Annotated in this window: 14 protein-coding genes; 13 read left to right on the forward strand and 1 reads right to left on the reverse strand. The window is 70.8% G+C overall.

The window, feature by feature from the left end:
* Positions 1 to 59 precede the first annotated feature (59 nt).
* The 12 genes from ACSMXX_RS23335 (at position 60) to ACSMXX_RS23390 (ending at position 15,693) form a co-directional block, all read left to right on the forward strand.
* Positions 60 to 1,139, forward strand: coding sequence for a carbohydrate ABC transporter permease (locus ACSMXX_RS23335; RefSeq protein ID WP_473180645.1), 1,080 nt, complete (start codon positions 60 to 62; stop codon positions 1,137 to 1,139).
* 91 nt (positions 1,140 to 1,230) lie between these two features.
* Positions 1,231 to 2,127, forward strand: coding sequence for a carbohydrate ABC transporter permease (locus ACSMXX_RS23340; protein ID WP_473180646.1), 897 nt, complete (start codon positions 1,231 to 1,233; stop codon positions 2,125 to 2,127).
* A gap of 7 nt (positions 2,128 to 2,134) precedes the next feature.
* Positions 2,135 to 3,370, forward strand: coding sequence for an ROK family transcriptional regulator (locus ACSMXX_RS23345; protein ID WP_473180647.1), 1,236 nt, complete (start codon positions 2,135 to 2,137; stop codon positions 3,368 to 3,370).
* Between the two features lie 19 nt (positions 3,371 to 3,389).
* Positions 3,390 to 4,340, forward strand: a complete 951-nt coding sequence (locus ACSMXX_RS23350) for a Gfo/Idh/MocA family protein (protein WP_473180648.1) — start codon at positions 3,390 to 3,392, stop codon at positions 4,338 to 4,340.
* A 505-nt stretch (positions 4,341 to 4,845) separates the two neighbouring features.
* On the forward strand, positions 4,846 to 7,557 hold the full coding sequence (ppdK, locus tag ACSMXX_RS23355; protein ID WP_473180649.1) for a pyruvate, phosphate dikinase: 2,712 nt from the start codon (positions 4,846 to 4,848) through the stop codon (positions 7,555 to 7,557).
* 231 nt (positions 7,558 to 7,788) lie between these two features.
* Entirely contained in the window at positions 7,789 to 8,577 is a 789-nt protein-coding gene (locus ACSMXX_RS23360) for a response regulator transcription factor (RefSeq protein ID WP_473180650.1), read from the forward strand.
* 62 nt (positions 8,578 to 8,639) lie between these two features.
* Complete coding sequence (locus tag ACSMXX_RS23365) at positions 8,640 to 10,217, forward strand: sensor histidine kinase (RefSeq protein WP_473184926.1); 1,578 nt, start codon at positions 8,640 to 8,642, stop codon at positions 10,215 to 10,217.
* A gap of 26 nt (positions 10,218 to 10,243) precedes the next feature.
* Positions 10,244 to 11,638, forward strand: a complete 1,395-nt coding sequence (locus tag ACSMXX_RS23370) for a bifunctional glycosyltransferase family 2/GtrA family protein (RefSeq protein WP_473180651.1) — start codon at positions 10,244 to 10,246, stop codon at positions 11,636 to 11,638.
* Positions 11,635 to 13,776: an ArnT family glycosyltransferase gene (locus tag ACSMXX_RS23375; RefSeq protein ID WP_473180652.1), complete on the forward strand. Its 2,142-nt coding sequence runs from the start codon at positions 11,635 to 11,637 to the stop codon at positions 13,774 to 13,776. Before ACSMXX_RS23370 ends, ACSMXX_RS23375 begins: the two co-directional genes overlap by 4 nt.
* Positions 13,777 to 13,914: 138 nt before the next feature.
* Positions 13,915 to 14,385 (forward strand): pyridoxamine 5'-phosphate oxidase family protein, encoded by a 471-nt coding sequence (locus tag ACSMXX_RS23380; protein ID WP_473180653.1) that lies wholly within the window; start codon positions 13,915 to 13,917, stop codon positions 14,383 to 14,385.
* A 30-nt stretch (positions 14,386 to 14,415) separates the two neighbouring features.
* Positions 14,416 to 14,874 carry a VOC family protein gene (locus ACSMXX_RS23385; protein ID WP_473180654.1) on the forward strand — a complete coding sequence of 153 codons (459 nt, stop codon included), beginning with the start codon at positions 14,416 to 14,418 and terminating at the stop codon, positions 14,872 to 14,874.
* 60 nt (positions 14,875 to 14,934) lie between these two features.
* Complete coding sequence (locus tag ACSMXX_RS23390) at positions 14,935 to 15,693, forward strand: aminoglycoside adenylyltransferase family protein (protein WP_473180655.1); 759 nt, start codon at positions 14,935 to 14,937, stop codon at positions 15,691 to 15,693.
* A gap of 3 nt (positions 15,694 to 15,696) precedes the next feature.
* On the opposite strand, the gene ACSMXX_RS23395 is transcribed toward ACSMXX_RS23390, so the two are convergent.
* Complete coding sequence (locus tag ACSMXX_RS23395) at positions 15,697 to 16,494, reverse strand: IclR family transcriptional regulator (protein WP_473180656.1); 798 nt, start codon at positions 16,492 to 16,494, stop codon at positions 15,697 to 15,699.
* A gap of 132 nt (positions 16,495 to 16,626) precedes the next feature.
* Here ACSMXX_RS23395 and ACSMXX_RS23400 point away from each other — a divergent pair, with 132 nt between their 5' ends.
* Positions 16,627 to 18,102 (forward strand): MFS transporter, encoded by a 1,476-nt coding sequence (locus ACSMXX_RS23400; RefSeq protein ID WP_473180657.1) that lies wholly within the window; start codon positions 16,627 to 16,629, stop codon positions 18,100 to 18,102.
* Positions 18,103 to 18,114 lie beyond the last annotated feature (12 nt).

Genomic DNA, 18,114 nt, shown 5'->3' on the forward strand with positions numbered 1-18,114 from the left:
CGCACCCCCGCCGGAGACGCCGGCATCCGAGGTACGCACACACCCGAGGTACGCAAACCATGACGCATCCCACGACCACCGCACCGGACGGCGCCCCGCGTCCCGGCGCCGGGTCCGGCGCCGGGTCCGGCGCCGGAGGCACCGCGGACGGAGGGCGCCCCCGCCGCTTCCCCGGCACGCGTGGGCCCGGCGGCCCTCGCCGTCCGCTCACCGCGAGCAGCAGGGAGAACCGCGCCGGCCTGGCCTTCGTCACGCCCACCGTGGTCGTCGTGGCGGTCGTCGTCGTGCTGCCGATCCTCTGGACGGTGCTGCTCGCCTTCCAGAACGCCAGGCTCGTCGACATCCAGGGCATGGGGCTGCTGGGCGACTGGTCACTGGAGAACTTCCAGTCCGTCTTCGGCTCTCCCGGGTTCTGGACCAGCCTTTGGACGACGCTCCTCTACACCGTGGGCTCGACGGCCGGCTCGATCGCGCTCGGCCTCGTGGCCGCACTGGCGCTGCGCAAGCCCTTCCGCGGCCGCAGCCTGGTGCGGGGCTCGATGCTGCTGCCGTACGTGGCGCCCGTCGTCGCCGTCGCCTTCGTGTGGGAGATCGCCCTCAGCCCGCAGTTCGGCATCGTCAACGAATGGGGCGCGAAGCTGCTCGGCTGGGACGACCCCGTCGCCTTCCTCTCCACGCGCTCCTACGAAGTCTCCCTGCTCGGGCTCGACTTCGAGCTGCCGCTCGCGCTGCTGACCGTCATCGCCTTCGAGACCTGGCGCTACTTCCCCTTCGCGTTCCTCTTCCTGCTGGCCCGGCTCCAGGCGGTGCCGGACAGCCTGGAGGAGGCGGCGAAGGTCGACGGCGCCGCGCCCACTCAGCGCTTCCGGCATGTGCTGCTGCCGCAGCTGATGCCCGTCGTCGCGCTGCTGTGCGTGCTGCGCTTCATCATGGAGTTCAACAAGTTCGACGACGTGTATCTGCTGACGGGCGGCGGCTCCGGCACCGACGTCGTCGCCGTGCGCGTCTACGAATTCCTCACCGCGCGCTTCGACGTGGGCGCCGCCGCCGCCCAGGCGCTCGTGCTCGCAGTCGTCCTGATGGCGCTGCTGGGCCTCTACTTCGCGTTCTTCGGCAGGAAGGTCCAGGAGGATTCATGAGCTACGCACGCACAACCACCCGGCTGCAGAGGTGCGCGATGCCCGCGCCTCTGACTTGTGCGGGCGGAGAAGCTCATGCAGAGGGCACGTCATGAGCAGCGCCGACCGCGCCCAAGTCCCCTTCAGCCGGGCCCGGTTCGAGGAGCGTCTCTTCGGCGTGCTCCGCTGGGTCGTGATCGCCTTCCTCGCGCTGATCACGCTGGTGCCCTTCTACTACATGGTGCTGCTGTCGGTGAAACCCATCGACGCGCTCCTGCTGGACCCCGGCAAACTGTGGGTGTCCACGAAGGAGTTCACCCTGAGCACCTACGAGGAAGTCCTCAGGCCGACCGCCGAGGGCGGCCAGGGATTCCTGGACATGCTCTACAACTCCGCGCTCGCCTCGCTCGGCGCCGTGGTGCTGACTCTGCTCGCAGCGATTCCCGGCTCGTACGCCGTGAGCCGGCTGCGCTTCTTCGGCGGGCGGCATCTGAGTGCGCTCTTCCTCGCCGTCTACCTCTTCCCGGCGACCCTGCTGGCCGTGCCGCTCTTCGTGATGTTCGCGAAGATCGGACTGCAGGGCAGCATCGTCGGGCTCGCGATCGTCTACATCGCGCAGACCGTGCCCGTCTCGATCTACATGCTCAGGAACTACTTCGCGACGATCCCCCTCAGCATCGAGGAGGCAGCCGCTCTGGACGGCTGTTCGCGGCTGCAGACGATCCGCAAGGTCGTACTGCCGCTCGCCGCACCGTCGTTGATGGCGACCGGCCTCTACATCTTCATGATCGCCTGGAACGAGTTCCTCTTCGCTCTGCTCTTCCTCGCCGCGACGCCGGAGAACTGGACGGTCTCGCTCGGCCTCCAGCAGCTCGCGAACGGCATCGAGGTGTCCAAGACCGTGCTGATGGCAGGATCGGTCGTGCTGACCGTTCCCGTGGTGCTCCTCTTCCTCGCCGCGGAACGGCTGCTGACAGAGGGCCTCACCAGCGGTGCGGACAAGAGCTGAGGAGTCGATGACCGGAAAGCCGACGACCGGGAACCAGGCGAGCGCGGGAGCACTGCTCCGGCTCATCCGGGACGGCCGCGCCACCACTCGCGGCGCGCTGCAACGGGCCACCGGGCTCTCCCGGTCCACCGTCGGGCACCGCCTCGACCAGCTCTTCGCGGCAGGCTGGCTGCGCGAGGGCGAAGCGGCACCCGTCGAGGGCCCGGGAGGCGGACGGCCCTCCACGCGGCTGGAGTTCGACGCGGGGCATGCCGTCGTGCTCGCCGCGGATCTCGGCACCCGGCACACGAGCGCCGCCGTGGTCGACCTCGCCGGCAATGTACTGGCCGAGCGCTCCGGCGAGATGCTGATCGCGGACGGCCCGGAGCGCGTACTCGACGTGCTCGCGCAGTGGTTCGCGGCGCTGCTGAAGGAGACCGGCACCCCGCACGAGCGGGTGTGCGGCATGGGACTGTCCGTGCCGGGCCCCGTCGACTGGGCCTCGGGCCTGGTCGTGCAGCCGCCGATCATGCCTGGCTGGGACGGATACCCGATCCGGCAGAGACTCCAGGAGGCGTGGGCACGGCACATCGCCGCGGACGGGCCCGTGACCGATGTGCCTGAGGTGCCCGTACTCGTCGACAACGACGCCAACTTGATGGCCTACGCCGAACAGCGAGCCGGCCACCCGGACTGCACGGCCTTCCTGCTGGTGAAGGTCTCCACCGGCATCGGCGCGGGCGTCGTCGCCGACGGGCGGCTCTACCGCGGAACCGACGGCGGCGCGGGCGACATCGGCCACATCCGGCTGCACGACTGCCCGGAGGCGCTGTGCATGTGCGGCTCCTACGGCTGCCTCGCCGCCGTCGCCAGCGGCCGCGCGCTGGCCGCCCAGCTCTCCGACGCCGGCATCGCCACCAACTCGGGCACGGGCGTACGCGACCATCTCGCCGCCGGACAGCCGGACGCGGTGCGGCTCGCACGGGAGGCGGGACGCAGGGTCGGCGAAGTGCTCGTCACCGTCGTCACGCTGCTCAACCCGGGTGTGCTGATGATCGCCGGGGATCTCGCGGGCACGCCTTTCCTCACCGGCGTACGGGAGTTGCTCTACCAGCGGGCCATGCCGCGCACGACCGCGCATCTGAGCGTCGTCACCTCGCGGCTCGGTGAGCGGGCCGGGCTGCTCGGGGCCGCCGCCGTCGTCGTGGAGGACCTCTACTCGCCCGAGCGAGCCGACGCCCGTCTCGCCGCCCTCGGCCGCTGACCCCGGAAGGAACGCCCCCATGACCGAGACGGAGACCGAGACCGAGACGGAGACCGGGACCGGGACCGCGACTGGGACCGTGGCCGGGCCGTGGAGCGGCGATCCCGTACGCGTCGGACTCGTCGGCGCCGGGCCCTGGGCCCGCACCATGCACGCCCGGATGCTGGCGGCAGGACCGGAGACGGAACTGGTGTCCGTATGGGCTCGCAGGCCCGAGGCCGCGGCGGAGGTCGCCGCGCCGTACGGGGCGTCCGTCGCGGCCTCCTTCGCCCAACTCCTCGACGAATGCGAGGCGGTGGCCTTCGCCGTACCGCCCGCGGTCCAGGCCGGGCTGGCCGTACGTGCCGCGCTGGCCGGCCGGGCGCTGCTGCTGGAGAAGCCCCTGGGAGACGACCTCGCATCGGCCCGTACGCTCGCCGACGCCGTGGACGAGGCAGGAGCCGTCTCGCAGCTCGTACTGAGCAAGAGATACCACCCCGGCACCCGCGAATTCCTGTCCCGGGCAAGGCGGTTGAAGGTCACCGGCGCTCGTTCCTGCTACATACACGGCGCCTTCCTGGGCGGGGAGATGGCCACTGCCTGGCGTCTGGAGCACGGTGCGCTGCTCGACCTGGGACCTCACCTGCTGGACCTGCTGGACCTCGCCGTAGGTCCCATAACCGAGGTGCGCGGTACGGGGGACTCGCGGCGGTGGATCGAGCTGACCTGCGAGCACGAGAACGGCGCCGTCAGTCAGGCGTCCCTGTCCGGCGTGATACGGCTCACACGCGCCCGTACGAGGATCGAGCTCTACGGCGAAGAGGACGAACTCGTCTACGACGCCGCGGAGTTGGACCTGGAAGAGGGCTGGCCGGTGCTGCGCCGCGAATTCGCCGAGGCCGTGCGCGGCAGGCGTTCCGCGGACCCGGACGCGCGGCGTGGCCTGCGCCTGCAGGAGCTGCTGGAGCAGGTGCGGCGGAACGCGGCGTGACCGCTGTGGCGTGAGCCTCGGGGCGTGAGCGTGAACCTCACGGTGCGAGCACGCCCGCGTGCGTATGCCCGAATCGGAGCCCGCGGGCCGCGGGCCGCAAGCCGCGGTCCCGCCCGCAGCCCCGATCCGCCTGTCCGCATTGTGAGACCAAGCAGTCACCCGCAGGCGTGATTCTCGCCACCCTGATCAGGACTGCGCTCACATGAGCGCTCACCTGGGCGGTCAACATCTCCAAGGAGCAGCCCGCGACTTTACCCGTCCTAGATTCACCCCCCGAAGAGGGTGATGACGGAGAGTGGTCATCGACGGGTGGCCGGTGGCGGGGCGAAGTCGTGAATTCGACTTGTGGAGTCGATCTTTACGGCCGTACGAGGAGACCGCCGCCTTCGATCCTCGCCGTCCGGGTGGTTACGGCCCTTTGGCGTACCGCTGGACGTACGTCCCTGCCTTCGATCTGGGTACGCTCCCCGCCGTCAGGCCAGCCGTCCACAAGGGGTCGAGTGCCGTGCCGGATCACGATGCAGCGCAGAAGTTCGTCTACGACTTCACAGAGGGCAACAAGGACCTCAAGGACCTCCTCGGTGGCAAGGGGGCCAATCTCGCCGAGATGACGAATCTCGGCCTCCCCGTCCCTCCGGGTTTCACCATCACCACCGAGGCGTGCAAGGTCTACCTCGACAGTGGTGCGGAACCCGGTGCGCTCCGCGACGAAGTCAGCGCCCATCTCGACGCGCTGGAACGGAAGATGGGCAAGAACCTCGGCCAGGCCGACGACCCGCTGCTGGTGTCCGTACGGTCCGGCGCGAAGTTCTCGATGCCCGGGATGATGGACACCGTCCTCAACATCGGGCTCTCCGACGACTCCGTGAACGGCCTGGCCGCGCAGTCCGGCGACGAACGCTTCGCATGGGACTCCTACCGACGCCTCATCCAGATGTTCGGCGACACCGTGCTGGGCATGGACGGCGAGGTCTTCGCCGAGGCCCTGGAGCAGGCCAAGAGCCTCAAGGGCGTCACCAGCGACGTCGACCTGGACACGGCGGACATGCAGATGCTGGCCGAGAAATTCAAGCATCTGGTGCTGAAGGAGACCGGACGGGACTTCCCGCAGGACCCGCGCGAGCAGATGGACCTCGCCGTCAAGGCGGTCTTCGACTCGTGGAACGGCGAGCGCGCCAAGCTCTACCGCCGTCAGGAGCGCATCCCGCAGGACCTGGGGACGGCCGTCAACGTCTGCTCGATGGTCTTCGGCAACCTCGGCCCGGACTCCGGCACCGGTGTCGCCTTCACCCGCGACCCCGCCACCGGCCAGCAGGGCGTCTACGGCGACTACCTGCAGAACGCGCAGGGCGAGGACGTCGTCGCCGGCATCCGCAACACCGTGCAGCTCGCCGAGCTGGAGCGGCTCGACAAGGCCTCGTACGACCAGCTGATGCAGATCATGGAGACCCTGGAGACGCACTACAGGGATCTGTGCGACATCGAATTCACCATCGAGCGCGGCAAGTTGTGGATGCTGCAGACACGCGTCGGCAAGCGCACCGCCGCCGCGGCGTTCCGCATCGCGACCCAGCTCGTCGACCAGGGCCTCATCGACGAGGCCGAGGCGCTGCAGCGGGTCAACGGCAACCAGCTCGCGCAGCTGATGTTCCCCCGCTTCGACAGCAACGGCGGCGTCAGGGACGCCGACGAGATCGGCTGGGGCATCGCCGCCTCGCCGGGCGCGGCCGTCGGCAAGGCGGTCTTCGACTCGTACACCGCGATCAAGTGGTCCCGTTCCGGCGAGAAGGTCATCCTCATCCGCCGCGAGACCAACCCGGACGACCTGGACGGCATGCTCGCCGCCGAAGGCATCCTCACCTCCCGCGGCGGCAAGACCTCGCACGCCGCCGTGGTCGCACGCGGCATGGGCAAGACCTGCGTGTGCGGTGCGGAGGAGCTGGAGGTCGACACCAAGCGGCGCTGCCTGAAGACGCCGGGCGGGAAGGTGATCGAGGAGGGCGACGTCGTCTCGATCGACGGCTCCACGGGCAAGGTCTACGCCGGTGAGGTGCCGGTCGTGCCCTCGCCCGTCGTCGAGTACTTCGAGGGCCGCATGCACGCCGGGGCGGACGACGCCGACGAGCTGGTCAAGGCCGTCCACCGGATCATGGCGTACGCGGACCGGGTACGCCGGCTGCGAGTACGGGCCAACGCCGACAATGCCGAGGACGGCGCACGCGCCCGTCGCTTCGGAGCCCAGGGCATCGGCCTGTGCCGCACCGAGCACATGTTCCTCGGCGAGCGGCGCAGCCTCGTCGAGCGGCTCATCCTCGCGGACACCGAGGAGGAGCGCGACGAGGCGCTGGAGGGTCTGCTGCCGCTCCAGCAGGGCGACTTCACCGAACTGCTGGAGTCGATGGACGGACTGCCGGTGACGGTACGGCTGCTGGACCCGCCGCTGCACGAGTTCCTGCCGGACATCACCGAGCTGTCGGTGCGGGTCGCGCTCGCCGAGTCCCGCAAGGACGCCAACGAGAACGACCTGCGGCTGCTCCAGGCCGTGCACCGGCTGCACGAGCAGAACCCGATGCTGGGGCTGCGCGGCGTACGGCTGGGTCTCGTCGTGCCCGGCCTGTTCACGATGCAGGTACGGGCCATCGCGGAGGCCGCGGCCGAACGCAAGGCAGGCGGCGGCGACCCGCGTGCGGAGATCATGATTCCGCTGGTGGGCACCGTGCAGGAGCTGGAGATCGTCCGCGAGGAGGCGGAGGCGGTCATCGCGGAGGTCGAGGAGCGGTACGAGGTGGAGCTGAACCTCACCCTCGGCACGATGATCGAGCTGCCGCGCGCGGCGCTGACGGCCGGCCAGATCGCCGAGTGCGCCGACTTCTTCTCCTTCGGCACCAACGACCTCACCCAGACGGTGTGGGCGTTCAGCCGGGACGACGTGGAGGCCAGCTTCTTCACTGCGTACCTGGAGAAGGGGATCTTCGGAGTCTCCCCGTTCGAGACGATCGACAGGGACGGCGTCGGCGAACTCGTGCGGTTCGCGGTGGAGAAGGGCCGCGCGACGCGCCCCGACCTCAAACTCGGCATCTGCGGCGAACACGGCGGCGACCCCGAGTCGGTGCACTTCTTCCACGAGGTGGGGCTCGACTACGTCTCCTGTTCGCCGTTCCGCATCCCCGTCGCGCGGCTGGAGGCGGGCCGGGCGGCAGCGGCGGACACCCCCTAAGGCCGAGGCTCCGGTACCGGCTCGCGTCCCGAGCCGGACCGGCTTCCCGGCCCGCCTCACGCCCGCAACCTCACCGGCGGCGGGACGGGCCGGGGAACCCGGGGGCGGCACCTGTGCGGAGGTGCCGCCCCCCTTCGTGCGCCGGCGGACGGGCTTCCGAGGTGCGGGATTCTCAGCGGATTCACAGGAATCCCAAAGGAGTCTCTCAGGGTGAGCGCTCACTCTGAGCGTATGAACGAGACCGCCGCTCCCCGGCACCGCCCCTGCCGCGTCCTTGTCGTGGACGATGAGGACGCGCTCAGCGACCTGCTGTCGATGGCACTGCGCTATGAGGGGTGGGAGACGCGGACCGAGGGCGACGGCGCCTCGGCGCTGCGCACCGCGCGCGATTGGCGGCCGGACGCGGTGGTGCTGGATGTGATGCTGCCGGACATGGACGGGCTGGCCGTGCTCGGCGGGTTGCGGCGGGTGTTGCCTGAGGTCCCCGTCCTGTTCCTCACGGCCAGGGACGCGGTGGAGGACCGTATCGCCGGACTGACGGCGGGCGGCGACGACTACGTCACCAAGCCTTTCTCCCTCGAAGAGCTCGTCGCGCGGCTGCGTGGGCTGCTGCGCCGGTCGGGGGCGCTGAGCGTGCGGGCGGAGTCCGTGCTCGTCGTCGGTGACCTCACGCTGGACGAGGAGAGCCACGAGGTGGCACGGGGCGGCAGCGGGATCGAGCTGACGGCGACGGAGTTCGAGCTGCTGCGCTATCTGATGCGCAATCCCCGCCGGGTGCTGAGCAAGGCGCAGATACTGGACCGGGTGTGGAGCTACGACTTCGGTGGCCGTGCGAATGTCGTGGAGCTCTACATCTCGTATCTGCGCCGCAAGATCGACGCCGGGCGTCAGCCGATGATCCACACCCGTCGGGGCGCCGGATATCTCATCAAGGCCGCGTCCGATGAGCATGCCGGGACCACGGTTCGCACGGGTTCCGCGAGCCGGTCCGCAGAGCCCGCGGGGGAGGACGAGCGGTGAAGCGGCGGCCGCGGCGGGGCCGGCGCTGGTCGCTGCGTACTCAGCTGGTGGTCTCGGCGGTGATGCTGATCGCTGTCGTCTGCGCGGTGATCGGCACTGTGACCGCGATAGCCGTCAACTCCTCGCTGGAGTCGCGTCTCGACGACGAGCTGCGCGCTTCCGTGCAGCGCTCGTACGGGCCTCCCCGCGCGCCGGAGCCGCGCCCCGACGACATGCGCTTCGTCGCCGTACCGGGCCAGCCCATCGGCACCGTCGGCGCCCGCACCGGCGACGACGGCGGTCTGACCGGCACGGCGCGGAGCACGGACCCTGGTGGTGGCCCGGGCATGGACCTGTCCGACCGGCTTGCGGGGCTGACGGCCGCCCAGAGCAGAGCGCTCGAGAAGGTGCCGCGCGACGGCCGTCCGCACACGGTGTCGCTGCCGGGGCTGGGCGACTACCGCGTTCAGTCCGGGGCGCCGCCCGGAGAGGAGGCCGGCCTGCTGGTCGGTCTGCCGATGAACGGTGTCCAGTCGACCCTGAAGACCCTTGTCGTCGTCGAAGTGTGTGTTTCGGCCGCGGGTCTGGTCGCCGCGGGCATCGCGGGCGCCGCGACCGTCCGGATCGCGCTGCGGCCCCTGCGCCGTGTCGCCGCGACCGCGACGAAGGTCACCCGGCTGCCCCTGCACAGGGGCGATGTGGAGCTTCCGCACCGGGTGTCCGAGCGTGACACGGATCCGCGTACCGAGGTGGGCCAGGTGGGCGCCGCCCTGAACAGCATGCTGGGGCACGTGGGTGCCGCGCTGGAAGCACGTCAGGAGAGCGAGACCCGGGTACGGCAGTTCGTGGCGGACGCCAGTCATGAACTGCGTACCCCGCTGGCTTCCATCCGCGGATACGCCGAACTGACCCGGCGGGTCTCCCGGGGTCCCGGCCCGCCGGGCAAGGACGCCGGCCCGCCGGCCGCGGTCCGAGGCGTGCAGGAGACCCTCCCGGAGTGGGGTCCGGACGCCCTGCACGCCCTCGACCGGATCGAGGCCGAGGCGGCGCGGATGTCGGGGCTCGTGGAGGATCTTCTGCTGCTGGCCCGGCTCGATGCCGGGAGGCCGTTGGAGCGTGAACCCGTGAGCCTCTCGTCGCTCGTCGTGGACGCGGTGAGCGACGCTCGTGCGGCAGGGCCAAGTCACCTGTGGCGGCTGGAGCTTCCCCCCGAACCCGTCGAAGTGCCCGGCGACGGCACGCGATTGCAGCAGGTGCTCGGCAACCTGCTCGCGAACGCCCGTACGCACACGCCGGCCGGCTCCACGGTCACGGCACGCGTGCGTTCCGAGCCTGAGGGACGCCACGTCGTCGTCGAAGTCGAGGACGACGGTCCCGGCATCCCTGCGGACGTACTGCCGCACATCTTCGAGCGGTTCGCCCGCGGAGACGCCACGCGGTCACGCGCGCACGGCAGCACCGGGCTCGGTCTGGCCATCGTGGAAGCCGTCGTCACCGCGCACCACGGGCGGGTGAGCGCGGACAGCGCGCCGGGCAGTACGGTCTTCGCAGTGCGGCTCCCGGCCGCGGCGCATGCGGCTCACGTGGCTCACGCTGAACAGCGGGAACAGCCGTCGCGGAGCGATTCACAGCCCGCTCAAAGGCTCACCACACCCTCCTGACAGACCAGTTGACAACTGTTCGGGGCATGCGAACAGACACCCCGCGGACAGGACCCGCCATGGAGTCGCTGCCCGCCCGCAGCCCGCTGGCCCTTGCCACGCCGACGACAACGGCTCCTCCGGGGCGGGCCGTGCTCGACATCGTCGTGCCGGTCCACAACGAGGAGAGCACCCTGGAGTCGTCCCTGCGGCGACTGCACAGATATCTCTCCGTGCACCTCCCGTACGGCTTCCGCATCACGGTCGCCGACAACGCAAGCACCGACCGCACGCCGCGGATCGCCGCCGCGCTGGCGGCGGAGCTGAGCGGCCTCGTGTCCGTACGCCTGGAGCAGAAGGGGCGCGGACGAGCCCTGCACACGGTGTGGAGCCGTTCGGACGCGCCGGTACGCGCCTATCTGGACGTCGATCTCTCCACCGACCTCAACGCCCTGCTGCCGCTGGTCGCACCACTCGTCTCGGGGCACTCCGACATCGCCGTCGGGACCCGCCTGGCGGGCGGGTCCCGGGTCGTGCGCGGTCCGAAGAGGGAGCTGATCTCCCGTGCGTACAACCTGATTCTGCGAGGCTCTCTCTCCGCCCGCTTCTCGGACGCCCAGTGCGGCTTCAAGGCGATCCGCGGCGAGGTGGCGGACCGGCTGCTGCCGCTGGTCGAGGACACGGGGTGGTTCTTCGACACGGAGCTGCTGGTGCTCGCCGAACGTGCCGGGCTGCGCATCCACGAGGTGCCTGTCGACTGGGTGGACGACCCCGACAGCAGGGTCGACCTCGTCCGCACGGCGGTGGACGACCTGCGCGGCGTATGGCGTGTGGGGCGTGCGCTGGCCACGGGCGCGCTGCCCCTCGCACGGCTGAGCCGCCCCTTCGGCGACGACCCTCGCGACCGCCTGATAAGGGGAGTGCCGAACGGACTTGCCCGCCAGCTCGCCGGCTTCTGCGTGGTGGGCGCCCTCAGCACGCTCGCCTACCTCGCCCTCTACTTGCTGCTGCGTCTCGGGCTCGGTCCGCAGTACGCCAACGCCCTGGCCCTGCTGCTCACCGCACTTGCCAACACCGCGGCCAACCGCCGTCATACCTTCCGGGTCCGCGGGCGTGCGCGCATGGTGCGGCACCAGGCCCAAGGGCTGCTGGTCTTCGCGATCGGGCTTGCCCTGACGAGCGGTTCGCTCGGCGCACTCGAAGCCGCGGACGCGCATCCGTCGCACAGCACGGAACTGGCGGTTCTCGTCGTCGCGAATCTGGCCGCAACGCTGTTGCGCTTCCTGCTCTTCCGCACCTGGGTCTTCGCGGGGGAGGACGGCCGGACGCCGGCGACGAGAGCACGCCCCGGGGGCCCCGGCGGCCCGTCGACCCACGACGAACGGCAAGCCGGGCACGGAGACGATACCGGCGACGACTCCACGGAACGGACCACCGCATGACCACCCCTGCCCGCTCCACGCCCCTCACCCTCTTCGCCCGGCGGACGGCTCCTCGCGTCCGGCCCGGTCGCCCGCGTTGGGAGCGTCCCTCCTACTGGACGCTGCTCGCACTGACGGCGGTCCTCTTCCTGTACGGGCTGGGCGCTTCCGGATACGCCAACTCCTTCTACTCCGCGGCGGCCCAGGCGGGCAGCGAGAGCTGGAAGGCGTTCCTCTTCGGCTCCCTCGACTCCGGCAACGTGATCACGGTCGACAAGCCGCCCGCGGCCCTGTGGCCGATGGCTCTGTCCGTGCGGCTCTTCGGGCTGGGCGCGTGGCAGATCCTCCTCCCGCAGGCCTTGACGGGCGTCGCCACGGTCGCGGTGCTGTACGCGTCCGTACGGCGCTGGTTCGGGCCCGCAGCAGGCCTTCTCGCGGGCGGGCTGATGGCCGTGACGCCGGTCGCGGCGCTGATGTTCCGCTTCAACAATCCGGACGCCCTGCTGTGTCTGCTGTGCGTGTGCGCGGTGTACTGCCTGCTGCGCTCCCTCGAAGGCACGCGCGGCAGATGGCTGCTGCTGTGCGGCGTCTGCCTGGGATTCGCCTTTCTGGTCAAGACACTTCAGGCATGGCTGATCGTGCCGCCCCTGGCGCTGGTCCATCTCGTGTGCGCACAGGCGTCGTTGCCTCGCCGGGTAGGGCAACTGCTGTCGGCAGGGCTCGCGATGGTGGCAAGCGCCGGCTGGTGGGTGGCCCTCGTCGAGCTGTGGCCTGCTGGCTCACGTCCGTACATCGGAGGGTCGCAGAACAACAGCTTCCTCGAACTCACCCTCGGCTACAACGGGTTGGGCCGCATCACCGGCAACGAGCCGGGGAGCGCCGGGCCGGGCGCCGCCGGACGGGGCGGAGGTCCCGGCGGCCCCGGCGGCGGCCCGTTCGGAGAGAGCGGCATCGGGCGGATGTTCAACCAGATGACCGGCGGCCAGATCTCCTGGCTGCTGCCCGCCGCGCTCCTCCTGCTCGTCGCCGGACTGCTGGTGATCCGCAAGGCACCCCGTACCGACGTACAGCGCGCGGCACTTCTGGCCTGGGGCGGCTCGCTGCTCGTCACGTGCGCCGTCTTCAGCCTGATGTCGGGCATCTTCCACGAGTACTACACCGTCGCGCTGGCGCCGTACATCGCCGCGGTCGTCGCCATGGGTGCCGTGCTGCTATGGCGCCGGCGCACGCGGCGCGCCGCGTCGGCGGCACTGGCGTTCGCGGTCGCGACGACAGCGGTGTGGTCCTGCGTACTGCTGGGACGGGCAGGCGACTGGCTGCCATGGCTCAAGTGGGCGGTCCTGGCGGTGGGGTTGGCGGCCGCGCTCGGAATGTTCGTGGTGGCCGTGGTTCCGCGGCGGGTGGCGATGGCCGTCGCGGGGCTGGGTCTCGCGGCGTCCGTCGCCGGGCCCGTGGCGTACACGCTGAGCACCGTGGGCACGCCGCACTCCGGCGCGATCGTGACGGCGGGCCCGGTGGTGGCGCGTTCCGGACCCGGCGGAGGACCCGGCGACGGGCAGGGCTTCGGCGGCCCCGGCGGCGAACGCGCCCAGCCGGACGGACAAGGGCAACGGACCGGCCGCCCAGGGCAGTTCCCGCCTGGTATGCCGGGTGGGCAGGGGCAGGGGCAGGGGCAGGGGCAGGGGCAGGGGCAGGGGCAGGGGCAGGGGCAGGGCGGCATGCCGGACGGCACCGGCCCTGGCGGCGGCACCGGCAGCGAACGCGCGGGACGAATGCCCGCGGGCGGTCCGATGGGCGGGCTGCTCGACGGGCAGCGCGTCGGCAAGTCCGTCGAGGCGAAGCTGACGGAGAACGCCGAGGACTACAAGTGGGCTGCCGCCGCGATCGGCGCGATGAACGGCGCCACCTACCAACTCGCCACCGAACGGCCCGTGATGTCGATCGGCGGCTTCAACGGAACCGATCCCGCTCCCACGTTGGCGCGGTTCAAGGAGTACGTGGGCGACCGTGAGATCCACTACTTCGTCGGCGGGAACGGGTCACCCGGACAGGACCGGAGGGGAGGTTCCTCGGAAATCGCCGACCGGGTCGAGAAGCACTACACCAAGTTGCGGATCGGCGGGACCACTCTCTACGACCTGACGAAGGAGAAGCAGTAGCCGGCAGCGGGCGTTCGCCTGGGCCCGCGGCCTTCCGCGGGGCCCTGTACGGCCACCTCCGGCCGAGGACGGCGTCCGTCCCGGGGCCTAGTTCCGCCGCCGGATGTGGCCGGGTGCTCGACGTCATAGCCTCACCGCATGACGGCAGTCGAACCCCGTTCCGGCGGACCCCGCACCCCGGAGCAGCGCAAGCACGAGGCGCTGGAGCGGCTCGCGCGGGACGACGACGCATGGGTGGCCACGGCCGATGCCGGCGGCGAGCCGTGTCTCGTTCCGCTTGCCTTCTGGTGGGACGGCGAGGCGGTGTGGCTGGCCACTCGTGACACCAATCCGACCGGGCGGAACCTGTGTGCCTCGGGCCGGGCCCGGCTCTCCTTCGGCCACACCCGTGATGTGGTCCTGGTCCACGGCACTGCGCGCATGGTGACCCGCGAGGAGCTTCCGGCCGGGGTGGGCGACGCCTTCGCCGCCAAGGACGGCTGGGACCCTCGCGAGGACCACCCGTCGTATGTCTTCTTCCAGGTCGTCCCGAAGCTGCTGCAGGCATGGGGAACAGTGGCCGAGATGAAGGGGCGGACCCTCATGCGTGACGGTGAGTGGCTCGTCTAGGCATGTAGTCCGCCAGTTGGGGTGGTGTTCATGAGTGAGGCGCCCGGCTGGCCCGACGGCTTGGCCGTCGGTGCCACCAGGATCGGCCGCCGCTGCAACCGGTACCGGGAATCCGTGATCTTCTACCGGGACGTGGTCGGACTGCCGCTGGTGTATCTCGCCGAGGACGGTCCGGACGGCTTCGGCTGCGCCATCTTCGGGCTGCCGGGCACGCCGGCGACCTTCGAACTGGTCGAAGGGCTCGAACCGGTGCCGGTCGACCGGCACGAAGAGCTGGTGCTCTACTTCCGTGGCGAGACCGCCCGCGATGCCGTCGCACGCCGTATCGAGGAGGCCGGCTACACGCCGGCCCGTCAGTACCGGTACTGGGAGCTCAACGACGGCGTCACCTTCCTCGACCCGGACGGCCGCGAACTCGTCCTCGCACCTTGGGTGTTCGGCGAAGACCCACCCCCGATGCGGAAGCGGTCCGCGCCGCCGCCCGGCTGACGCACGGTCACAAGCGGAAATCCACCTGCGCCGTCCCGGTACGGGAACCACCCTGGCACCGTGGATCGGATTCAAAGGATCGCGGGTCTGGCCGAAGAGGTGCTGGGCCGCGAGGTCATCGGCACCTACCTCCACGGCTCGGCCGTGCTCGGAGGGCTCAAGCCGGCCAGTGACCTGGACGTCCTCGTCGTGTCACGGCGGCCCATGGAGGACCTGGAGCGGCGGGCGCTCCTCGCAGGGCTGCTCGGGATGTCCCCGTGCGGTGCCGAGGCCCGCCCGGTCGAACTCACCGTCGTCGTCCGGTCCGCCGTCCGTCCGTGGCGCTACCCGCCGACCGGTGACTTCCAGTACGGGGAGTGGCTCCGCGGCGAGTTCGAGGCCGGACTCGTCCCGCAGCCGGAGCCGATGCCGGATCTGGCGCTGCTGCTCACGATGGCCCTGGCGGCGGCGCACCCCCTCACCGGCCCGCCGCCCTCGCACGTCCTGGACCCCGTCCCGCACGCGGACCTCCTCCGGGCGAGCGTGGCCGGCATCCCCGGGCTCCTCGACGACCTGCACGACGACACCCGCAACGTCCTGCTGACCCTCGCCCGGATCTGGCACACACTCGCCACGGGTGACATCGCGTCCAAGGACGGGGCCGCACGGTGGGCCCTCGCCCGGCTCCCCGCGGAGCACCGGCCCGTGCTGGAGCACGCCCGGGATCTCTATCTCGGCCGCCCGTACTCCGAGGAGAGCTGGAGCGACTCGCTCAAGGCCGCGGTGCGTGCGCACGTGGAGGCGGTGCTCGCCGAGATCGCGCGGATCACCGGCACCTGAGGCTCACAGCTCCGCACCGATCCGGTCGGCCGTCTGCCGCAGCAGCGGGGCGAGTTCGGCGGCGCGGACGGAGTCGAGGCGGGTGCTGGGGGCCGCGACCGTCAGTGCCGCCACACACGTGCCGAAGCGGTCGCGGACGGCGACGCCCACGCCGTGCACGCCCGTGACGCTCTCGTCGAGATTGAGGGCGTAGCCGCGGGCGCGCGTCACGGCGAGGTCGGCGATCAGGGCGTCCACGTCGGGGAGGGTGGAGGCGGTCAGCGCGGGCAGGCCGCGCCGGTAGCGCGTGCGGGCGGCCTCGGGGGCGAGTTCGGCGAGCAGGGCCTTGCCGCCCGCCGTTCCGTACGCGGGCACGCGGTCGCCCGTGCGGGTGCCCACGCGCAGCGGGTGCGGGCCTTCGACGCCGTCGGCGAAGCGTGAGTCGGAGCCGTCGAGGACGAGGAGATTGGTCGTCTCGCCCGCCGCGTCCCGCAGTTGGACGAGGTGACCGTGCGCGACCCGCACCAGGGTGGGTTCGTCGACGGCGCCGCGGGTCAGCCCCAGCAGTACGGGGCCGAGGCGGTAACGCCTGCCGCCGGGCTCCTGTTCGACGAACCCGTGGCCGCGCAGCGTCGTCAGCAGCCGGTGCGCGGTGGAGCGGGCGACGCCCAGGTGGTCGCTGATGTCGGTGACGCGGGCGCACTGGGTCCCGCGCAGATAGACGAGCGTGCGCAGGGCGTTGTCGACGGAGCTGGCGGCGTAGGCGTCGCCTCGTCTCTCCTCGCCTCGTCGCTCCTTTTCCGTGGGCTGCTTTTTCGGCATAGCAGAAAACGTATCGCAACCTGTTCCGCCTGCCACTTCGCGAGTTTAGGTTGACCGGCGGTCCGCTCTCCCCCCCCCGCCCGGACGTCACCGCTCGGCGTCCGGGCCGCACCAACCGCTACGGAGAAACCCATGAAGGCTGCACCGGGCGACCCCTCCTCAGTCGAGTCACGTACGGACGACGCCCTCGCGGAGGGCGGCGGCTGGCGCTCCTGGCACACCCTGTGGGTGCTGCTGCTCCTGGGCTGGACGGTCAGCGCCGCGGACAGAGCGGTCACCGGGCCCGTCGTGACGTGGATGATCGACAACGGGGTGGGCTTCCTCGCCGACGCCGAGAATCCGCACGCGCTCGGCGGCCTCGTCGGCGGGCTCTTCTTCGCCGGCTACATGCTCACCCAGTTCCCAGGCGGCTATCTCGGGGACCGGTACGGGCACCGCACCCTCATCGTCGTCAGCCTGCTGTGGGCCGGTGTGGCCACCGTGCTGACGGGTTTCATCGGCGGACTCGTCGCGTTCATCGTCGTGCGCGTGGTCACGGGTCTCGGCGAGGGCGCCTTCTACTCCAACGACCGCAGCCTGATCACCGCCACCACCCCCGAGCGTCAGCGGGCCTTGGGCATGGGCGTGGTCATCACAGGTCTCGCCCTCGGCATCACCGTCGCGATCGTCTTCACGCCCGGACTCGTCGAATTCGGCAAGGTCTTCCTCGCGCACATCGAGGCCTGGCGGATGGTCTTCTGGGTGCTCGGCGCCGGGACCGTCGTGGTGGGTGTCGTCGTCGCCTTCTGGTTCCGAGCCCATCTGACCATCTCCGGGCTGAGCCGGGCGACGCTGCATCTGAGTGCCTACTCGGCCGTCTCGCTCGCCCTGATCATGGGCGTGTACTGGCTGGGCACCGGCATCGGCCTGTCCGAGCTGTGGATCGCGCTGCTCGAAGTCGCCCTCGCCGTCGGTCTGGTGATCTTCGCGCTGGTGCGCAAGGGCGAGGAAGTCGGCCCCGTGATCAAGAACCGCGATCTGTTCCTGGTCCACCTCGTCTACATCGCGATCCTGTGGAACCTCTGGTTCTTCAGCTTCTGGTCGGTCTCCATCGTGGCCGGAGCGGCGGACTCCTCGTTCATGAACGCCGCTCTCACCGCGGCCTTCAACGCCGGCGCGGGCATCCTCGGCTTCCCGGCCGGCGGCTGGATCTCGGACCACGGGCTGAAGCGCGGCTGGGGCCGCAAGGAGATGATGCTGACCTTCACGGGAGCGCAGGCCGTACTCACCATCGCGTTCGCCTGGTACCTCAGCGCCGCCGCCAAACCGTCCCTGTGGGTCATGGGCCTGCTGCTGTTCTTCGCGAGCCTCTTCTTCAACGCCCTGCAGCCCGTGGGGCACGCCCTGACCGCCGAGATCGCCCCGGCACACCTGCGGGGCTCGGCGTTCGGGATGCAGAACCTCATCGGCGAGACGGGCGCTGTGCTCTCTCCCGCGATCAGCGGTGTGCTGCGGGACAGCACGGGAGGCTGGGAGGCGGCCGTATGGCTCGACACGGCGCTGGTCGTCGCCGGCTTCTTCGTCCTGATGCAGGTACGCCACCGCTCGCCGGCCGCCGCCACCACCTAGGAGCGATGGCAC

This window comes from Streptomyces sp. DSM 116795, from assembly GCF_055792905.1.